Origin of the sequence: Luteimonas sp. MC1572, assembly GCF_016615815.1 — a bacterium.
Lineage (GTDB): Bacteria > Pseudomonadota > Gammaproteobacteria > Xanthomonadales > Xanthomonadaceae > Luteimonas.
The window spans coordinates 1,273,918-1,291,597 of sequence record NZ_CP067112.1; the positions used below are offsets into that span (position 1 = coordinate 1,273,918).

Annotated in this window: 13 protein-coding genes, 1 tRNA gene and 1 pseudogene; 11 read left to right on the plus strand and 4 right to left on the minus strand. The window is 67.1% G+C overall.

Annotated elements, in window-relative coordinates; translation table 11 throughout:
- Positions 1-21 precede the first annotated feature (21 nt).
- The 6 genes and pseudogenes from JGR64_RS05780 to JGR64_RS05805 all read left to right on the plus strand — a co-directional run bounded on the left by JGR64_RS05780 (position 22) and on the right by JGR64_RS05805 (position 8,603).
- Positions 22-1,545, plus strand: coding sequence for a transglutaminase domain-containing protein (locus JGR64_RS05780; RefSeq protein WP_233347984.1), 1,524 nt, complete (start codon positions 22-24; stop codon positions 1,543-1,545).
- Positions 1,546-1,646: 101 nt separating this feature from the next.
- Positions 1,647-4,583, plus strand: coding sequence for a TonB-dependent receptor (locus tag JGR64_RS05785; RefSeq protein WP_233347985.1), 2,937 nt, complete (start codon positions 1,647-1,649; stop codon positions 4,581-4,583).
- Positions 4,584-4,762: 179 nt separating this feature from the next.
- A pseudogene (locus tag JGR64_RS05790) lies at positions 4,763-6,229 on the plus strand (serine hydrolase); the annotation flags it as partial.
- 6 nt (positions 6,230-6,235) lie between these two features.
- Positions 6,236-6,886, plus strand: coding sequence for a M15 family metallopeptidase (locus tag JGR64_RS05795; RefSeq protein WP_233348055.1), 651 nt, complete (start codon positions 6,236-6,238; stop codon positions 6,884-6,886).
- A gap of 122 nt (positions 6,887-7,008) precedes the next feature.
- The gene (locus tag JGR64_RS05800; protein ID WP_199372455.1) at positions 7,009-7,383 is read left to right on the plus strand and encodes an Hpt domain-containing protein; all 375 of its coding nucleotides are present in this window, start codon (positions 7,009-7,011) and stop codon (positions 7,381-7,383) included.
- Positions 7,380-8,603: an EAL domain-containing response regulator gene (locus tag JGR64_RS05805; RefSeq protein WP_199372456.1), complete on the plus strand. Its 1,224-nt coding sequence runs from the start codon at positions 7,380-7,382 to the stop codon at positions 8,601-8,603. Before JGR64_RS05800 ends, JGR64_RS05805 begins: the two co-directional genes overlap by 4 nt.
- 55 nt (positions 8,604-8,658) lie before the next feature.
- Here JGR64_RS05805 and JGR64_RS05810 read toward each other — a convergent pair.
- Positions 8,659-8,733 (minus strand) — tRNA-Val (locus JGR64_RS05810).
- Positions 8,734-8,883: 150 nt separating this feature from the next.
- On the opposite strand from JGR64_RS05810, the gene JGR64_RS05815 reads away from it, so the two are divergent.
- The 4 genes from JGR64_RS05815 (at position 8,884) to JGR64_RS05830 (ending at position 13,789) form a co-directional block, all read left to right on the plus strand.
- On the plus strand, positions 8,884-9,876 hold the full coding sequence (locus JGR64_RS05815; RefSeq protein WP_199372457.1) for a Ku protein: 993 nt from the start codon (positions 8,884-8,886) through the stop codon (positions 9,874-9,876).
- A gap of 9 nt (positions 9,877-9,885) precedes the next feature.
- Positions 9,886-12,354 carry a DNA ligase D gene (gene ligD, locus JGR64_RS05820; RefSeq protein WP_199372458.1) on the plus strand — a complete coding sequence of 823 codons (2,469 nt, stop codon included), beginning with the start codon at positions 9,886-9,888 and terminating at the stop codon, positions 12,352-12,354.
- Positions 12,355-12,455: 101 nt separating this feature from the next.
- Positions 12,456-13,490, plus strand: coding sequence for an SDR family oxidoreductase (locus JGR64_RS05825; protein ID WP_199372459.1), 1,035 nt, complete (start codon positions 12,456-12,458; stop codon positions 13,488-13,490).
- Between the two features lie 89 nt (positions 13,491-13,579).
- Positions 13,580-13,789 carry a hypothetical protein gene (locus tag JGR64_RS05830; RefSeq protein ID WP_199372460.1) on the plus strand — a complete coding sequence of 70 codons (210 nt, stop codon included), beginning with the start codon at positions 13,580-13,582 and terminating at the stop codon, positions 13,787-13,789.
- Between the two features lie 8 nt (positions 13,790-13,797).
- On the opposite strand, the gene dinG is transcribed toward JGR64_RS05830, so the two are convergent.
- Positions 13,798-15,927, minus strand: a complete 2,130-nt coding sequence (gene dinG / locus JGR64_RS05835) for an ATP-dependent DNA helicase DinG (protein WP_199372461.1) — start codon at positions 15,925-15,927, stop codon at positions 13,798-13,800.
- 650 nt (positions 15,928-16,577) lie between these two features.
- Here dinG and JGR64_RS13875 point away from each other — a divergent pair.
- The gene (locus JGR64_RS13875; RefSeq protein WP_233347986.1) at positions 16,578-16,967 is read left to right on the plus strand and encodes a hypothetical protein; all 390 of its coding nucleotides are present in this window, start codon (positions 16,578-16,580) and stop codon (positions 16,965-16,967) included.
- A 14-nt stretch (positions 16,968-16,981) separates the two neighbouring features.
- Here JGR64_RS13875 and JGR64_RS05845 read toward each other — a convergent pair whose 3' ends face one another.
- Complete coding sequence (locus tag JGR64_RS05845; RefSeq protein WP_199372463.1) at positions 16,982-17,398, minus strand: hypothetical protein; 417 nt, start codon at positions 17,396-17,398, stop codon at positions 16,982-16,984.
- Positions 17,398-17,649, minus strand: coding sequence for a hypothetical protein (locus JGR64_RS05850; protein WP_199372464.1), 252 nt, complete (start codon positions 17,647-17,649; stop codon positions 17,398-17,400). Before JGR64_RS05850 ends, JGR64_RS05845 begins: the two co-directional genes overlap by 1 nt.
- Positions 17,650-17,680 lie beyond the last annotated feature (31 nt).

The following is a 17,680-nucleotide window of genomic DNA, read 5'->3' on the forward strand; positions in this document are numbered from 1 at the left end:
GCGGGCGTTTTTTCCGACCGGATGCCACGACGTGCGGGCCACAGCCTGCTGCGATGGGGAGCGTGCGTGCTGCTGCTTGCGACTGCCATGCAGGCGAGCGCCGGCCAGTCGCCGCCGGCTTCGCACGCCAGCACTGCCAACGCCGACATCGGCGCGCGGCTCGCGGCACCTGTGGCGATCGTGGAGCTGGTGGATGCCGGCGATTTTGCCGGCGCCGACAAGCTGATCGCCGCCGCACTCGCGCAGGAGGGACCCACCTCCGGCCAGCGCATGGCGCTTGAATTCCAGCGCGAGCGCATGCGCCGCATCCTGATCGACTTCAGCCTTGACGAAGATTCAGCCAAGGCGCGCCTGCGCCGCGATATTCCCGACCTCGACGATGCGGAGTTCGCGCGATGGGACGCGGCCGGATTGATCGAAGCGCGGGTGATCGATAGCGAGCGCCGCTGGTTCAACCGCGGGCCTTCCAACCTGTATCGCCTGAGCGGGGAGGCACGGCAGCGCCGGACCACGCCGCCGAAGTTCAACGACAGCCCGCTGGAGGCCGCCCATCCGCACCACGCCGAGGTGCGCGAGGCCGCGCTGGCCAGTGGCGCGCTGGCCGCGGCGCCGCGTCGTGTGCGCGTGACCCAGTCGCTGACCGTGGATGCCGATGCGGTGCCGGCCGGTGAGACCGTACGTGTGTGGATACCGTATCCGCGCGCGCTTGCGGGGCAGCAGGAGGACATCCGGTTCCTGTCGAGCGAGCCTGGCGCACACCGCATCGCGCCGGAAAGCACGCTGCAGCGGACCGTGTACCTCGAGGCCCCCGCCGTTGCCGGCAAGCCGACCGCGTTCTCGATCAGCTACGAACTGACCACGTTCGGCCAGTACGCCGACATCGATCCCGACAAGGTGGTGCAGGCGGAGATCACGCCGGAGCTCGCGCCGTTCGTGGCCGAACGCGCGCCGCACGTCGTGTTCAACGATGCGATGCGGCTGAAGTCCGCACAGGTCGTGGCTGGCGAGACCAATCCGTATCGCATCGCGCAGAAGCTGTTCGCTGCGGTGGACGCGCTGCCGTGGGCTGGCGCGCGCGAGTATTCCACCATCAGCAACATCGGCCAGCACGCGCTCGAGCAAGGCCATGCAGATTGCGGCCAGCAGACGCTGCTGCTGATCACCCTGCTGCGCATGAACGGCATTCCCGCGCGTTGGCAGTCGGGCTGGATCTTCTCCGACGGCGACTACAACAACATGCACGACTGGGGCTGGATGTACCTGGCCCCGTATGGCTGGGTGCCGATGGATGTCACTTTCGGCCGACTGCCGGGCGCCGGCGATGCGCTCGCAGGGTTCTATTTCGGCGGCATGGACGCGTACCGCATCGCCTTCAACGACGACTGGTCGCGCGAACTCGTGCCGGCCAAGCAGCACGTCCGCTCGGAAACCGTCGACCTGCAGCGCGGGGAAGCCGAGTGGGCAGGGGGCAACCTGTATTTCGACCAGTGGGATTACGGCTTCGAGTGGCAGTTGCTGCCACGCGATGCCGATGAACGTACCTGACCAGAGCCAACCATCACGCACATGTTCCGGGGAGAACAGCAATGAAGGCCAGCCGTACCAGATTCCGTCGCGCCGCACTCAGCATCGCGCTGGGAGCGTGCATGTCCACCATGACGCCGATGGTGATGGCGCAGAGCGCAACCGGCTCGGTGGCGGGCCGCGCCAGCGCCGGCGACCAGATCACCATCACCAGCACCAGCACGGGCCTGACGCGAACGGTGACGGCAAGTGGCGACGGCAGCTACCGCCTTGGTCAGCTGCAGGTGGGCGACTACGACATCCAGGTCACGCGCGGGGGACAGCAGGTTGGCGATCCCATCCCGGTCAATGTGGCGCTGGGTGGCACCACCACGGTGAACCTGGCCAGTGATGGCACCATTGCAAACCTTGCGGGGATCCAGGTGCTCGGGTCGCGCGTGTTGAACCGGGTGGACGTGCAATCGACGGAGTCGGCCACCAATATCCGGCGCGAGGAGCTTGCGCGCCTGCCGGTCGACCAGAGCCTGGCTTCGGTGGCACTGCTGGCGCCGGGCGTGGTTTCCTCGGGCGCCACTTTCGGAGGCCTGACCTTTGGCGGCTCGTCGGTGGCGGAGAACGGCGTCTATATCAACGGCCTGAATGTGACCGACCCGTACCGGCGCCAGGGATTTTCATCGGTCCCCTTCGGCTTCTACGAGGAGTTCCAGGTCAAGACCGGCGGCTATTCGGCGGAGTTCGGGCGTACGACCGGCGGCGTTATCAATGCGGTCACGCGGTCCGGCAGCAACGAGTTCAAGGCCGGTGCCGAGGTCACGATGGAGCCGTCGGCCTGGTCATCCGCGCGGGAGGACCGCTTCCACAGGGACGGCAGCCTCGACGAGCGCGATCGCCGGAGCCGTGACGACAGCTCGTTCTACAAGACCAACGTATGGGCCTCCGGCGCCATCGTCCAGGACACGCTGTTCTTCTTTGCCATGTACGAAAAACGCGACAGCAACCCGCGGGACATCGATACCGGCCAGGCCTGGTACACCAAGAATGACAACGACTTCTGGGGCGCCAAAGTCGATTGGCGGATCAACGACAACCACCTCGTGGAACTGCTCGCGTTCTCCGACAAGGCGGACTCGAACACCACCAACTACGCGTACGACTGGGAAACCGGGGAGCGGGGCGTCTGGCGGGGAGGCAGTACCGCAGGCTCGGGCGGCGACAACTGGTCGGTCACCTACACCGGCCACTTCACCGACAACTTCCTCGCCAAGGCGATGTTCGGCGTGAACGAGCGTAGCGCCCTCGCCGGTACCCCGCTCGATGGCGATTGCAGCATCGTGACGCGGGCAGGCAACTACACCACCGCCTTCGGCCCGCGCACCATGCAGGAAGGCTGCCATCCGACCAATGCCAGCATCAGCAGCCGGTACGACAAGCGCGAGGCCACCCGGCTCGATTTCGAGTGGACGGTCGGCGACCACTTGCTGCGCTTCGGCGTCGATCAGGAGGTGATGGACTCCGACAGTTCGGTGGTCTACCCCGGTGACGGCGTCAGCTACCAGGCGCAAGCGGCAACCCCGGGTGGCCTGCTTCCCAATGGTGCAATCATTCCTGTTGGAGTCACTCGCATCATCGATGCGCGCCGTTACATCACCGGTTCCCCGGTTACGACCGAGGCGCAGGCGTTCTACGTGGAGGACAACTGGAACGTCACCCCGAACCTGCTCCTGAACCTCGGCCTGCGCGCCGACAAGTTCCATAACAAGCTCGCGTCCGGATCGACCTTTGCCGAGGCCAGCTTCGGCGACATGATCGCGCCACGCGTCGGCTTCAGCTGGGACATGAAGGGCGATGGCACGACCAAGCTGTTCGGCAACGCGGGCCGCTACTACCTGCCGCTGACCAACAAGCTGGCGGACTACTTCGGTGGCGGGACCACGGACGAACACACCTACTACGTGCTCAATGGCTGGGTCGAGGCACCGCACCCGATCACCGGTGCTCCCTACCTTGCCCCGGACCTGGGCCCGCAGATCGGCCCGGTCAACACCGACGGCACGATTCCCGCGCCTGATGACCTGCGCACCGAAGTCGCCCGCGACCTCAAGATGGTCTTCCAGGACGAATTCATCCTGGGCTTCCAGCAGGCGCTGAACCAGGAGTGGTCGTATGGCGTCAACGCCACCTATCGCAAGGTGACGCGTGCGGTCGAAGACGTGCGCATCAACGCGGTCGCTGCGTGCCCCGGCTACTCCAGTTTCCCGATCATCAACGCCGGTGATTCCGCGACGCTCTGGTGCGAGTCGACCGACGAGTGGTTCGAGTTCGACAGCTCCCAGGAAGGTTACCGGGCGACCGGCAGCAATGCCCTGATGGGTTACAAGAAGCCGAGGCGCACCTACAAGGCGGTCGAATTCCAGCTTGACCGCGCCTGGGACGACAAGTGGGCGTTCAACGCCAGCTATCTCTGGTCCAAGAGCGAGGGCAACATCGAAGGCCCGGTGAACTCGGATACCGGATATGCCGACACCAACCTGGTGCAGCATTACGACCACCCGGCCGTCAATGAACGCTACGGCGTGCTGTTCAACGATTTCCGCCACCAGATCAAGCTGCGCGGCAGCTACAAGGTCAACGAGATGTGGAGCTTCGGCTCGACGCTCTCGGCGCGTTCCGGTGGACCGATCACTGCGTTCGGCGTGGTCTGGCCCAACGACAACCGCGCCATGGGTCCCGGCGAGTTCAGCGGCGGTGGTTCGGGTTGGCTGTGCGTGGCCAACTGTTCCAGCCTGGCCACGCGGGAACTGGTCTATACGGAGCGTGGCGCATTCGGCCGCATGCCGTGGATGTGGGACATGGGCGCCAACGTGACCTGGACCCTGCCGGTGGAGGGTATCGATCTCAAGGCGCGTCTGTCGGTCTACAACCTGTTCAACAACCAGGCGGTCATCAACGTGCACTCGCGCTATGAGGCGCAGCCGGGTGTCCGGATGCCGCACTTCGGTCAAGGCACGGCATGGCAGGCGCCGCGTTATGCGCAGCTGGTCGTGACTTACAACTTCTGATCACGTGACCCTCGCCGCCGGTGCATGCCGGTGGCGAGGGGTGGCGTCTTCGGAGAAGGGAGACCGCATTGGCAATACGCACGAACCGTGTTTCAACAGCCGCCCTGGCGGCTGCTTTTTTTTGTGCTGCAGGCCAGGCACTCGCTGCCGGACCGGCAACGCCTGCGATCGTCGCCGCCGTGGACGACGCGGTTGCGCGATACCAGCTGCCCGGCATCGCAGTCGGCGTGATCGTCGATGGCGAGGTGCGGCAGGTCGAGGTGCGTGGAGAAGTCGCGGCCGGGAGCGGGGAGGCCATAGACCGGAATACGATCTTCAAGATCGCATCCAATTCCAAGGCGATGACCGCGGCGCTTCTCGCGCGGCTGGTCGACGCCGGCAAGCTCGCATAGGACGACCCGGTGGTGAAGCACCTGCCGGGCTTCCGCATGCACGAGGACTGGGTGACGCGCGAGATCCAGGTGCGCGACCTGCTGATCCACAACAGTGGCCTGGGGCCAGGCGCGGGCGACCTGATGCTGTGGCCGGAGCCCAACGATTTCACGCGTGACGAAGTGGTCGCAGGCCTTGCGCACCTCAAGCCGCGCTGGAGCTTCCGTTCGCGCTATGCGTATGACAACACGCTGTACATCGTAGCCGGGGAGGTCGCGGCGGCGGCAGGCGGGGCGTCGTACGAAGAACTGATGCGGCGCGAGGTGTTTGCACCACTCGGCCTCGAGCGCTGCCGCGTTGGCGAGTGGAACGCCGTCGAGGCCGGCAATGTGGCGTTGCCGCACGCGCGCCGCGATGGGCGCAATGTCGCGGTGCGTAGCGATGGCGACGTGATCGCGAACATGCCGATGGCCGCGGCCGGCGGCATCCGCTGCAGCCTGGACGACATGCTGGCCTGGGCGCGGATGTGGCTGCAGCCGGATCGGCACGGGCTGGTCGATGGCAAGCCCTGGCTTTCGCAGGGCCAACGCGAGGCCGCGTGGGTGGCGCACATGCCGATGCCGCTGTCGCGGCGCATGCGCGAATGGGATGGCAGTCATTTTTCCGCGTACGGCTACGGCTGGCGGCTGACCGACGTCGACGGCACGTGGAAGGTTTCGCACACGGGCACGCTGTCGGGCATGTACTCGGCGCTCACGCTGCTGCCGGAGAAGGGCGTTGGTTTCGTACTGCTGATCAATGGCGACGCGGACGAGGCGCGCACGGTGCTCAACCAGGTGCTGGTGAAGCAGTTCACCGCGCCGCAGGAAGCGCGCACGGTGGCGTACTACGCCGAAGCGCTGGCCGCGGCGCGTGAAGCGGCCCCTGCCGCAGGCGCGCTTGACGGCGCCGTTGCGGAGACCGCCCCGGCATCACGCATGCCTGTGGCGCCGACCGCGATGGCGCGCTGGCTGGGCATCTATCGCGATCCATGGTTCGGCGAAGCGTCGGTGTGCGAGCGCGGCGGCGAGGTCCGCATGGTGGCCGCGAAGTCGCCCAGGCTTGCCGGCCGCGTGTTGGCGTCCGGCGATCGCATGCTGGTCGAGTGGGACACGTTGGACACCGACGCGCACGCCTGGCTCGACTTCCGCGCAGGCGAGGGCGACGGCCCGGCCCGGCTTGCGATGGCCAAGGTCGATCCCGACGCGGACTTCAGCTACGACTTTGAGGACCTGGCATTCATGCGCGTCGGCGATTGTGCTGTGGCGAGCGGCGAAGCCGCAGCCGCAGGCATGGTCGACATCGCCACGCTGGCACCGGGCATCGACCTCGACATCCGCTATTCGGGCAGCCACAACTTCACCGGGGCGCCGGTGGACGGCTATGAAGCGCCGCGCTGCTACCTGCTGCGACCGGCGGCAGAGGCGCTGGCGCGGGTCGAGCTTGCCCTGCGGCGCGATGGTCGCCGCCTGCGGATCTTCGACTGCTACCGGCCGATGCGCGCCGTGCGCAGCTTCGTGCGCTGGGCGTCCGACCCGACCGACCAGTCCACCAAGGCGGCGTACTACCCGGACATCGACAAGCACGCGTTGCTCGGCGGCTACATCTCCGAACGCTCCGGCCACAGCCGGGGCGCGACCGTCGACCTGACGCTGCTGCGCTGTGAGGCCGACCGCTGCGAGGCACTCGACATGGGCACGCCGTTCGATTTCTTCGACGCGCGTGCCAATACCGACCATCCGGGCACCGAGCCGGAGGTGCGCCGCAACCGCGAGCTGCTGCGCACCGCGATGGAAGAGGCGGGCTTCGCCAATTATCCGATGGAGTGGTGGCACTACACGCTGGAGCCGGAGCCGGCGCCGGCGACCTTCCACGATTTCCCCGTGCGGTAGGCCAGTTCCGGTTTGAACTTGTAACCCGGGTGTGTGACAGCCCGCACGGGCCGCCAGAGGCGCTCCCGGTAGCATGTTGCAAGGCAGCAATCGTCGTGATCCAGCTGCTCCAGGGAGGGGGCATGCCATTCGACGTGCGGGTGCTGCGTGATATTTCGGGTGACGAGCCACAAGCCATGGTGGAACTCGTCGAATGCTTCGACGAGGTCGCGACCGGGATGCGTGCGGGCCTGCTGCAGGCCGCAGCGGACGGCGATGCCGGACAGGCGGCCATGCTCGCCCATTCGCTGAAATCCTCGTCCCGCGCGCTGGGCGCGATGGTGCTGGGAGAACTGTGCGCCGAACTCGAGGCGTACGGGGGGGCCGGCCGCCTCGCCCGGATCAAACCCGCGGTCACCGCGGTGGTGGGGGAACTTGATGCCGCGCTTGCGGCGATGCGGCATTGGCGTGCGGCGCAGCCGCCTGCGTCGCCGTGGCAGGGAAGGAGCAACGCTTGAAGATCCTGATAGTCGACGACGACGATTTCACCACCCGCCTGCTGCAGATCCAGCTGCGCGCGATGGGCCTGAAGGACAGCGGCTACGCCGGCATCGAACTGAGTTCGAGTGGTGCGGACGCGATTGCACGGTTGGCGCAGGCGCCCGCCGACTTCGGTCTGGTGTTCTGCGACCTGCGCATGCCGGGGATGGACGGTGTGGAATTCGTGCGCCACCTGGCCGACACGGAATTCCGGGGCGGGCTTGTGCTGATCAGCGGCGCGGAGCCGCGCGTGCTGCAGGTGGTCGAGCAGCTTGCCCGCCAGCAGGGCCTCGACGTGCTCGGCAGCCTGGCCAAGCCGGTCACCCCTGGCAGCCTGCGCACGCTGCTGCAGGCACGCGAGGTCGCCGGCGTCGGCGCGGCGTGGACGGATGGCCCCACGCAATCCACCTCGTCCGCGGACGCCGCCGAGCTGGAAGCGGCCATCCTCGCGGGCGATATCTTCAATCACTACCAGCCCAAGATCGACCTGCGCACCGGCGCGGTCGTGGGCGTGGAGGCGTTGGCGCGCTGGCAGCACCCGGTGCGCGGCGTCGTCCCGCCAGCGGAGTTCCTGCCGCTGGCCGAGAGCGCCGGCCTCGTGACCCCGCTGACGCGGACGGTGCTGGTCAATGCGCTGGACCACGCACGCTCCTGGAAGGTGCCCGGCGGGCTGGATGTGGCCGTGAACGTGTCGCTCGCCAGCCTCGGCAGGTTGGACTTCCCCGATCGCCTGGCGGCCCTGGCCGACGAGGCCGGTTTTCCGTTGGAGCGCCTGGTGCTGGAGCTGTCGGAATCGCGCCTGCCGACGGAGCCGCGCGCGCAGCTCGATATCCTGAGCCGGCTGCGGCTGAAGGGCGTGCGCCTGGCGCTGGATGACTTCGGCAACGGCTTCACCAAGCTCGCGCAACTCCGCGACATGCCGTTCTCGGAGCTGAAGATCGACCGGGCATTCGTGCAGGGCGTGGCCGGGGACGCCTCGCGGCGCGCGGTCGTGCAGGCCGCGCTGGCGCTGGCGCGCGAGCTCGATGTCGACACGGTGGCCGAAGGCGTGGACAACGCCGAGGATCTGGCCTGCCTGCGCGCGCTGGGTTGCGGCATGTTCCAGGGCTTCCTGGTGGCGGAGCCGATGCCGGCCGGCGACGTGGCGGAATGGCTGGACGCCTGGCCGCGCCTGCGCGAGGGCGTGCTCGGCAGCTGAGGTCGCGGCCAACAAAAAACCCCCGGGAAACCGGGGGTTTTTGCAATCGCGAATCTGGTGGGCGGTACAGGGATCGAACCTGTGACCCTTGCCGTGTGAAGGCAATGCTCTACCGCTGAGCTAACCGCCCGAAAGAGCTGGCAAGTATACAGCAGCACCCGCGGTGCATGGCAAGGGTCCGGGCGTGGCAATACGGCCCGCAATGGCCGCGGCAGGCTTCACCCGTGTCTCACCGCGCCCGTCCTAGCGTCGACAACCCCACACTCTCGCGAGGCACGCCATGGCGCGCCCGATCTGGACCGGAACCCTGTCGTTCGGCCTGCTCAACGTCCCGGTGTCGCTGATGTCCGGCGAGCGCCGTATCGACCTGCATTTCCGCATGCTGGATTCGCGCGACAAGAATCCGGTGCGCTACGAGCGGGTCAACGCCGAGACCGGCGAGGAAGTGCCCTGGAAGGACATCGTCAAGGCCTTCGAGTACGACAAGGGCAGCTACGTCGTGCTGGAGCAGGAAGACATCAAGTCCGCCGCGCCGGAGAGCCATGAGACGGTGGAGGTCGAGACCTTCGTCGACGCCTCCGCCATCCCGCCGGAGTACTACGAGAAGCCCTACATCCTGGTACCGGCCAAGAAGGCCGAGAAAGGCTACGTACTGCTGCGCGAGACCCTCAAGGCCACCGCGCAGGCGGGCATCGCGCGGGTGGTGATCCGCACCCGCGAATACCTGGCCGCGGTGCTGCCGCGCGACGACGCGCTGATGCTGATGCTGCTGCGCTACCCGCAGGAGCTGGTGGAACCGGCGGACTACCGCCTGCCGGAGGGCAAGTCCGCCGACTACCGGATCAGCCCCAAGGAGCTGGAGATGGCCAAGCAGCTGATCGCGTCGATGAGCGGCGAGTGGGATCCGGCGGGCTACAAGGACGAGTTCCGCGAGCGGCTGGAAAAGGTCATCCGCGACAAGATGAAGGCCGACGGCACGGTGGCGAAGCCGCCTGAAAGCGAGTTCGAGGCGCCCGAGGGCGCGGCGACGAACGTCGTGGATTTCATGGCGCTGCTGCAGAAGAGCATCGGCAGCAACAAGCGCACGCCCGCGAAGAAGGCCGCGGTCGACGACGGCAAGCCAGCCGCGAAGAAGGCCGCCGCGACAAAGGCGCCTGCGAAGAAGGCGGCGAAAAAGGCCGCGTCGAAGAAGGCTCCCGCGAAGAAGGCCGTGGCCACGAAGAAGGCGGCTGCGCGCAAGGCCGAGAAGGGTCCTGCCCTCAAGGCCGGGTGAGGCTGCGCCGTGAGCCTGCGCGAATACGCCCGCAAGCGGCGCTTCGACGGGACCCCCGAGCCGTCGGGTGAAGCCCCGACCAGCGTCGGCCACCGCCCGATCTTCGTGGTGCAGCTGCACCACGCCAGCAGCCGCCACTACGATTTCCGCCTCGAGGCCGATGGCGCGCTGAAGAGTTGGGCCGTGCCGAAAGGCCCTTCGCTGCGCGCCGGGGAAAAGCGCCTGGCGGTGGAGGTGGAAGATCATCCGCTGTCCTACGCCAGCTTTGCCGGCGACATCCCCGAAGGGCATTACGGCGCCGGCCACGTGGATGTCTTCGACCATGGCCATTGGGCCTGCGACGGCGACCCGCTCGAGGGCATCGCCGCGGGCAAGCTCGACTTCACCCTCAGTGGCAGCAAGCTGAAGGGTGCGTGGAAGCTGGTGCGCACGAAGAAGGCGGGGCGCCAGGCGCAATGGCTGCTGATGAAGCGCAGCGACGCGCATGCCGCGGACATGGAGGCCGACGACCTGGTGGAGGCGCCGTCGAAACCGCGCCCCGTCGCGAAGACCACCAAGGCCGCGAAGGCCGCCAAGCCCGCCAAGCCCGCCAAGCCCCGCGCCCCGCGCAAGGCCGACGCGCGCTGGCGCAAGGCCGCGCTGGCGCTTTCGGGCGCGAAGGGCACGGGCGTTCCCGCCGGCTTCGAGCCGCAGCTTTGCACGCTGCGGGGTGCGGCACCGCCGGGCGACGACTGGCTGCACGAGATCAAATGGGACGGCTACAGGCTGATGGTCGACATGGTCGATGGCGTGGCGCGCCTGCGCTCTCGCGGTGGTTTGGACTGGGACAAGACCTTCCCCGAAGTCGCCGAAGCCGTCGCCGCGCTGCCGGTGTCCGACGCCTGCCTGGATGGCGAGCTGGTGGTGCTCGGCCCCGACGGCCACAGCGATTTCTCCGAGCTGCAGCGGGTGATCGACGGCACCTCGAAGGCCGCGCTGCGCTACCTGGTATTCGATCTCGTCGGCCTGGCCGGCATCGACCTGCGCGACTCGCCGCTGACCGAGCGCAAGACGCTGCTGAAGTCGCTGCTGCCCGCGGCGCCGCACCTGCTGGCCTACAGCGACCACGTCGTCGGCCATGGTGCCGAGGTGTTCGCCGAGACCGGACGCCAAGGCATCGAGGGCGTCATCTGCAAGCGTGCCGACAGTCTCTACCGAGGTGGCCGCGGCAACGACTGGCTGAAGGTGAAGCACGAGTCGGCCGACGAGTTCGTGGTAGTCGGCTACACCGATCCCAAGCGCAGCCGCACCGGCTTCGGCTCGCTGCTGATGGCCACGCGCGAGCGCGGCGGGCTGCGCTACGTGGGGCGCGTGGGCACCGGCTTCGACGACGCCATGCTGCGTGACCTCACCGTGCGGTTGCGCAAGCTGGAGCAGAAGCAGGCGACGGTGGAGCTGCCCGGCCATATCGCGCTGCCGCTGCGCACCGTGCACTGGGTGCGCCCCGAGCTCGTGGCCGAAGTGGCGTTCCGCGGCTGGGCCAAGGAGGGCCTGCTGCGCCAGGCGGCCTTCAAGCGCCTGCGCATCGACAAGGCGGCGCGAGACGTGGAGGAACCGCAGGTGGCGAGGGACGAAGTGACGGCTGGGCGCATCACCAGCCCGGACCGGGTGGTGTTCGAAGGCGCCAAGTACACCAAGGGCGACGTGGCCGAGTACTACCGCAGCGTCGCCGACTGGATGCTGCCGGAACTGGCCGGGCGCCCGCTTTCGCTGTTGCGCTGCCCTGACGGCACCAAGGGCCAGTGCTTCTTCCAGAAGCACCACGCCGAGAGTCTCGGCGACGACGTGCGCTCGATCGTGCTGAAGCAGAAGAGCGGCAAGGAACCGTACCTCTACATCGACGATATCGCCGGCGTGATCGACCTGGTGCAGATGAACACGCTGGAGTTCCATCCCTGGGGTTCGCGGGTCGACGATCCCGAGTTGCCGGACCGGCTGGTGTTCGACCTCGACCCCGGCGAAGGGCTGGGCTGGGCGGACGTGGTGCGTTCGGCGCGCGATGTGCGCGCGCGGCTCGCCGAAGCCGGCCTCGAGAGCTTCGTGCGGCTGTCGGGCGGCAAGGGCGCGCACGTGGTGGCGCCGATCACGCGCGGCCCGGACTGGGACGACGTGCGCGCGTTCTGCGGTGGCTTTGCCGAAGCGATGGCCTTGCAGGCACCGGACCGCTACGTGGCCACCATGTCCAAGGCCAAGCGCTCCGGAAAGATGTTCATCGACTGGCTGCGCAACGCCCGCGGCGCCACCAGCGTGGCGTCGTGGTCGCTGCGCGCGCGCAAGGGCGCGCCGGTGGCGGCGCCGATCCGCTGGGACGAGCTGGGCAAGGTGGCCGGGCCCGCGGCGTTCGACCTCGCCAAGGCGAAGCAGCGGGCCGCGCGCTTGCGCAAGGATCCGTGGGAAGGATTCGCAACGCTTGAGCAGGAACTGCCGAGCTGGGAGTGACGCGCGCGGCGTGACGCGTGCCTGCGGTGAGGGCCTGCATGACGGAGTGACCACGGAGGTGGTGGCAGTCTCGGGCCACCAGCGGACCTGGAAGCAAGGACATGGCGAAGAAGACGACCAAGCGCAAGGCAGCCACGGCTGCGACGGTGGCGAGCGACGACGGCACCAGCGCCACGGTGGCGCGCCAGCGCGACATCCAGTCGAAGGCCGACGCCGCCTCCAGGCGCGTGTCGAAGAAGGCGGGCAAAAAGGCCGCCAAAAAAGCGACACAGGCCGGCACGCGTCGACAGCCCGAGAATCCGATGCCCGCGCAGCACTTGCCCAAGCCGGGTCACGAGCATGCGCTGGCGCTCGCGCCGCGGTTCGAGGCGCCCGACTACGTCGGCAGCGGGAAGCTCGAGGGCATGGCGGCCATCATCACCGGCGGCGATTCCGGCATCGGTCGCGCGGTGGCGGTGCTGTTCGCGCGCGAAGGCGCCGATGTCGCGGTGATGCACCTGGACGAAGACGAAGACGCCGCGCTCACCAAGCGCCACGTCGAGGCCGAAGGCCGGCGCTGCCTGGTCATCGCAGGCGACGTGCGCGACCCGAAGTTCTGCAAGAAGGCGGTGCGCAAGGCGGTGAAGGCATTCGGCCGGCTGGACGTGCTGGTCAACAATGCCGCCTTCCAGCAGCACGTCGAGCGCCTGGAAGACCTGGGCAACCGTCATCTGCAGGAAACGCTGCAGACCAACATCGCCGGCTACTTCCACATGGCGCGCGCCGCGCTGCCGCACATGGAGCGCGGCGCCAGCATCATCAACACCGGCTCGGAGACCGGCATCTTCGGCAGCCCAAAGCTTCTGGATTACTCGGCCACCAAGGGCGCCATCCACGCATTCACGATGTCGCTGGCGTCCAACCTGCTGGAGCGCGGCATCCGCGTTAACTGCGTCGCCCCAGGTCCCGTGTGGACACCGCTCAACCCGGCCGACAAGGCGCCCGAGGACGTCGCCGAGTTCGGCAAGGACAGCGACATGAAACGCCCGGCGCAGCCCGAGGAAGTGTCACCGGCGTATGTGTTCCTGGCATCACCGGTGATGTCGTCGTACGTCAACGGCGTGATCCTGCCGGTGATGGGCGGGCCGCGTGGTTGAGGCGCGTACACGCGCTCGTGTCGTGGAATTGACGCGCAGCGCACGCGCCTTGGACGAGCATCGGATACCCCGCAAGCGAGGCCAATCTCATGACCCACGGTGACAAGAAGCCCGACGTCCGCAAGGACCGTCCCGCAGGCGAGGACGCACACCGCGAACAGCGCGAATACCCGCACGGGTCCGGCGACCGCAACACGGTATCGCCGGAAGCGCCGGACGATGTGGATCGCAACTTCCACGGCGGCACGCAACGCACGACCGAATCCGATCCGAAGCCGCGCGGACCCGCCAAGCCCTAGCCGGCGTCTCAGCCGATCACGCGCTCGAACGGCGGCAACGCGTCGATGATGCGCTTGCCGTAACGCCGGGTGAGGAGCCGCGAGTCGAGGATGATCACGCGCCCGGTATCGGTGGACGTGCGGATCAGCCGCCCGGCGAACTGGGTCAGCGTGCGCAGCGCGTGCGGCACCGCGATCAGGTTGAAGGCGTTGTGGCCGCGGCTCTCCAGCCATTCGCTCAAGGTGGCGGTCTGCGGGTCGGTCGGCACCGAGAACGGCACCTGGGTGATCACCACCGTGGTGCACGCCTCTCCCGGCAGGTCGAGGCCCTCGCCGAACGAGTTCAGGCCGAACAGCACGGAACCCTTGCCGGCGGCGATCCGTGCCACGTGGTCGGCAACCGTCTGCGACTTGTTGCCCATGCCTTGGACGAGGATCTGCCTGCGGCGCGCATCCGACATCAGCTCCGCGACTTTTTCCATTTTCCAGCGCGAGGTGAACAGCACCATGCTGCCCTTGCCCCAGTCCAGCTCGCGCTCGAGGTAGTCGGCGACGGCCGCGGGATGGCCTTCGCGGTCATCGGGCGTGGCCGGAAACTTCGGGATGATCAACTGCGCCTGGCGCGGCAGGTCGAACGGCGAGGGCAGGCTCACCATCTCGGCGTGATCCGGCAGCCCGGTATCGATGGCGAACGCCTGGAAATCGCCGCCGCCGGTGAGCGTTGCCGATGTCATCACCACCGAGTCGACGTCCTTCCACAGCAGCTGGCGCAGCACCTGCGCGGCCGAGACCGGCGAGCAGTGGCAGACCAGGTCGCCGTCGCGGGCCTGGGTCAGCCAGCGCGCCATGGGCGGCGAACCCTCGCGGTCTTCGCGGCGCCAGCCCGACCACAGCGCGTGCTGTTCCTCGACCATCTCCAGGGCCATGCCCAGGTTGCGCTGCAGGCGCTCCTTGGCCGGATCATCCTGCTTCGACTTGGCGACCATCTGCTGCGCGGCGTGCACCCAGTTGAACAGGCTGCGGGTGTCGTCGCCGAGCTCTTCCACGGCGGGCATCCAGTCCACCGGCAGGCGGCCGTGCGGCGCGCGCCACATCGGATCGCGATCGCCGGGTTCGGGAGTCCAGGCGTGTTCGAGTTCGACGCGGAACGCCTTGAGCGCCTTGGCGACGCGCGCCGCCAGCTCGACGGCGTCGCTCGGCAGCAGCGTGCCGATCGTCTCCTTGCCGACCAGACGGTAGCTGGCGGTCACCAGGCCCTGCATCCGCGCCACGCGCTTGGCCATGTCGCCCAGCGGCAGGCGCGCCGCGCCCTGGTCGATGGCGACGCTGGCAACGTGGTGGCCTTCATCGAGCACCAGCAGCATGTCCGCGGGCGCCGCCAGCAAGGGCTGGCTGTTTTCCGCATCCCCCAGCGACAGCGACGACAGCAGGAGGGCGTGGTTGGTGACCACGATCTGCGCCTCGCGCACGGTGGTGCGCGCGGTCAGCACCGGGCACTGCGCGGCATAGCCGCAGCGACGTCCCGCGCAGGCCGATGCCGGCGTGGTGATCTGGCTGCGCAGGGCAGGGCTGACGACTTCCGGCGCGGCATCCAGGTCGCCGTCCCACAGGCGATCGGTATATGCCTCGAGGAGGCGCGTCGCGGCTTCGATCTCGAACGGGGACAGCGGACGGTCGTACAGCGGCTCCTCGTCGGGGAACATCGCATCCTGGCTCGATCCGCCCTGCATTTCGGCGGCGTTGCGCGTGCACAGGTAGCGCGTGCGGCCCTTGGCCAGCGCCACGCGTGCCTGCAACCCGGTCGCGGCGAGGAACGCCGGAATGTCACGCTCGACCAGCTGCGACTGCAGGGCGACGGTGCCGGTGCTGATGATCAGCTTCTTGCCGGTGGCCAGCGCGATCGGCACGCCGGCGGTCAGGTAGGCGAGGCTCTTGCCGACGCCGGTCGGCGCTTCGGCAATGCCGATGCCGCCGCTGGTAGCCAGAGCCCGCGAGACCACGCCGATCATGTGGCTCTGCGCACGCCGCGTGCTGAAGCCGGGCGTGTTGTCCTGCAGGCTGCTGTAGGCGGCGCGGATGTCGGTCTTCAGTGCTTCGGTGAGGACGCGCGTGGTGGCGGTGGCCTGTTGGGCCGTGGGCTGCGGCCCGGAATCATTCATGTCGTGGATTTTCCCACGTCCACCAACGAAAAGCCCCGCAGGGCGAATGCCGTGCAGACACGGGGATTTTCAAGGAGTCCACGGGCACTCCCTAACCTTGCTTTGCCTGAAAATTCCTCTGTAAAGTTGCTATAAGATACTGATTAATAAGGGAAAAATGATGCGTTCCCCGTCCGTTTGAAGGATGATGCATTCGCGTCCCGTCCGTGTCCTTCAGGGATACGCGAGGGATATGACCCTAGACCACAGAGGAACAGGCAATGGCCACGAAATCTGCCGAGCAATTCCGCATCACAGAGAAGTACCTAAAGAGCGTTCCCCTCCCGCCGCCAGGGTGCAGCCGTCTGGATTACGAGACGAACCCCCTCTACCGGGGTTCGCTATTTGCGTGACTGCCAAAGGGAGCATTTCCTTCCGCTGCGTCTACACCACCAAGACGAAGGAATCCCGTCGCTACGTCTTCGGCCATTGGCCCGCATTGTCGGCCGCGGCCGCCCGTGAGGTCTTTCTGAAGCTCCGGAAAGAGATCGAGCTAGGGGGCGACCCTGCCGCGGCGAAGGTGAAGGCCCGGAAGGATGCCGAAGAGGCCCGCGAGCGCGACAAGCGGGAAATCACCGTTCCCCAGCTCTCTGAGAAGTACATCGCCGAGCATGCCAAAAGGAAGCGCAGCGGCGCGGAAGACGTGCGCCGGATTACTCCGGGGCGAAGCCATCACCATCACTGGCGGTCGGGAGACGACGGAGACGGAGTTCGGGTTCTCGGTGTCGAAGGTGACGCTGGTCAGCCGTCTACAGGCGCTGCTGCATTCCGGCGACCTCCGCATCCCGCGCGCGCTACCCGATGCAGCCGTGCTGACCCGCGAGTTGCAGGAGTTCCGGGTCAAATACACGGACGCGGGCAACGCGACGTTCAATGCCCGCGAAGGGGAGCACGATGACCTGGTGTTGGCCCTCGCCATCGCTGTCTTCGGTCTGTCGGAGACGGACGCGGCCAGGTCGGCAGATCTGTTGTTCCTCAACAAGCGCCTCTTTGGGGTTTAAGAGCCGCAAACAAGTTAGAAGAACAAGTCATCAACCACCGCCCACCCAACGGACGCGATCAGAAGTACGGCGGAGGCGATTGCGGCGTAGTACTTCCATGCATAGAACCGGTAACGCCAGTCCTTCAGTGGCGAATCGGAGTAGTCAACCTCCTGCAACCCGGCCTTCTTTGCGGCCGTTCGCGCCTTGCTCACCTGCTCGTAAGCAGTGACGTATTGAAGCAAGTCAAAGGTAATGGAGCTGATCGCGAGTAACGCAATCAAGGCCATTAGCCATGCGGGAACGGCTGACAGCAATGGAGGGCTGTCCGAGTCGCCGGATAGGAATAGCCAGACGATCGCGAGGACGCCTGCGGCTACAGTCCTGACAATGGTCGAGACTTGAGCGGAGAGCTCGTCTAGCTTCTTCTTGGCATCATCAAGGCTGGGCATTAGGCACGCTTCTTTGCAGCTTTCTTGGCTGCCTTCTTTGCAGCAGGCTTCTTCGCAGCCTTCTTTGCAGCAGGCTTCTTCGCAGCCTTCTTCGCTGCTGCTTTCTTAGCAGCTTTCTTGGCTGGAGCTTTCTTGATAACGACTACAACTTTCCTGGCTGCCTTCTTGGCAGCAGATTTTGCGGTCTTCTTTCGACCAGCCACGCGCGGCTTGAGCATGGGGCCATCATCGTCATCGTCACCCGGAACCATCCAATTCTCCTTTCCTATCGCGATGAACTGC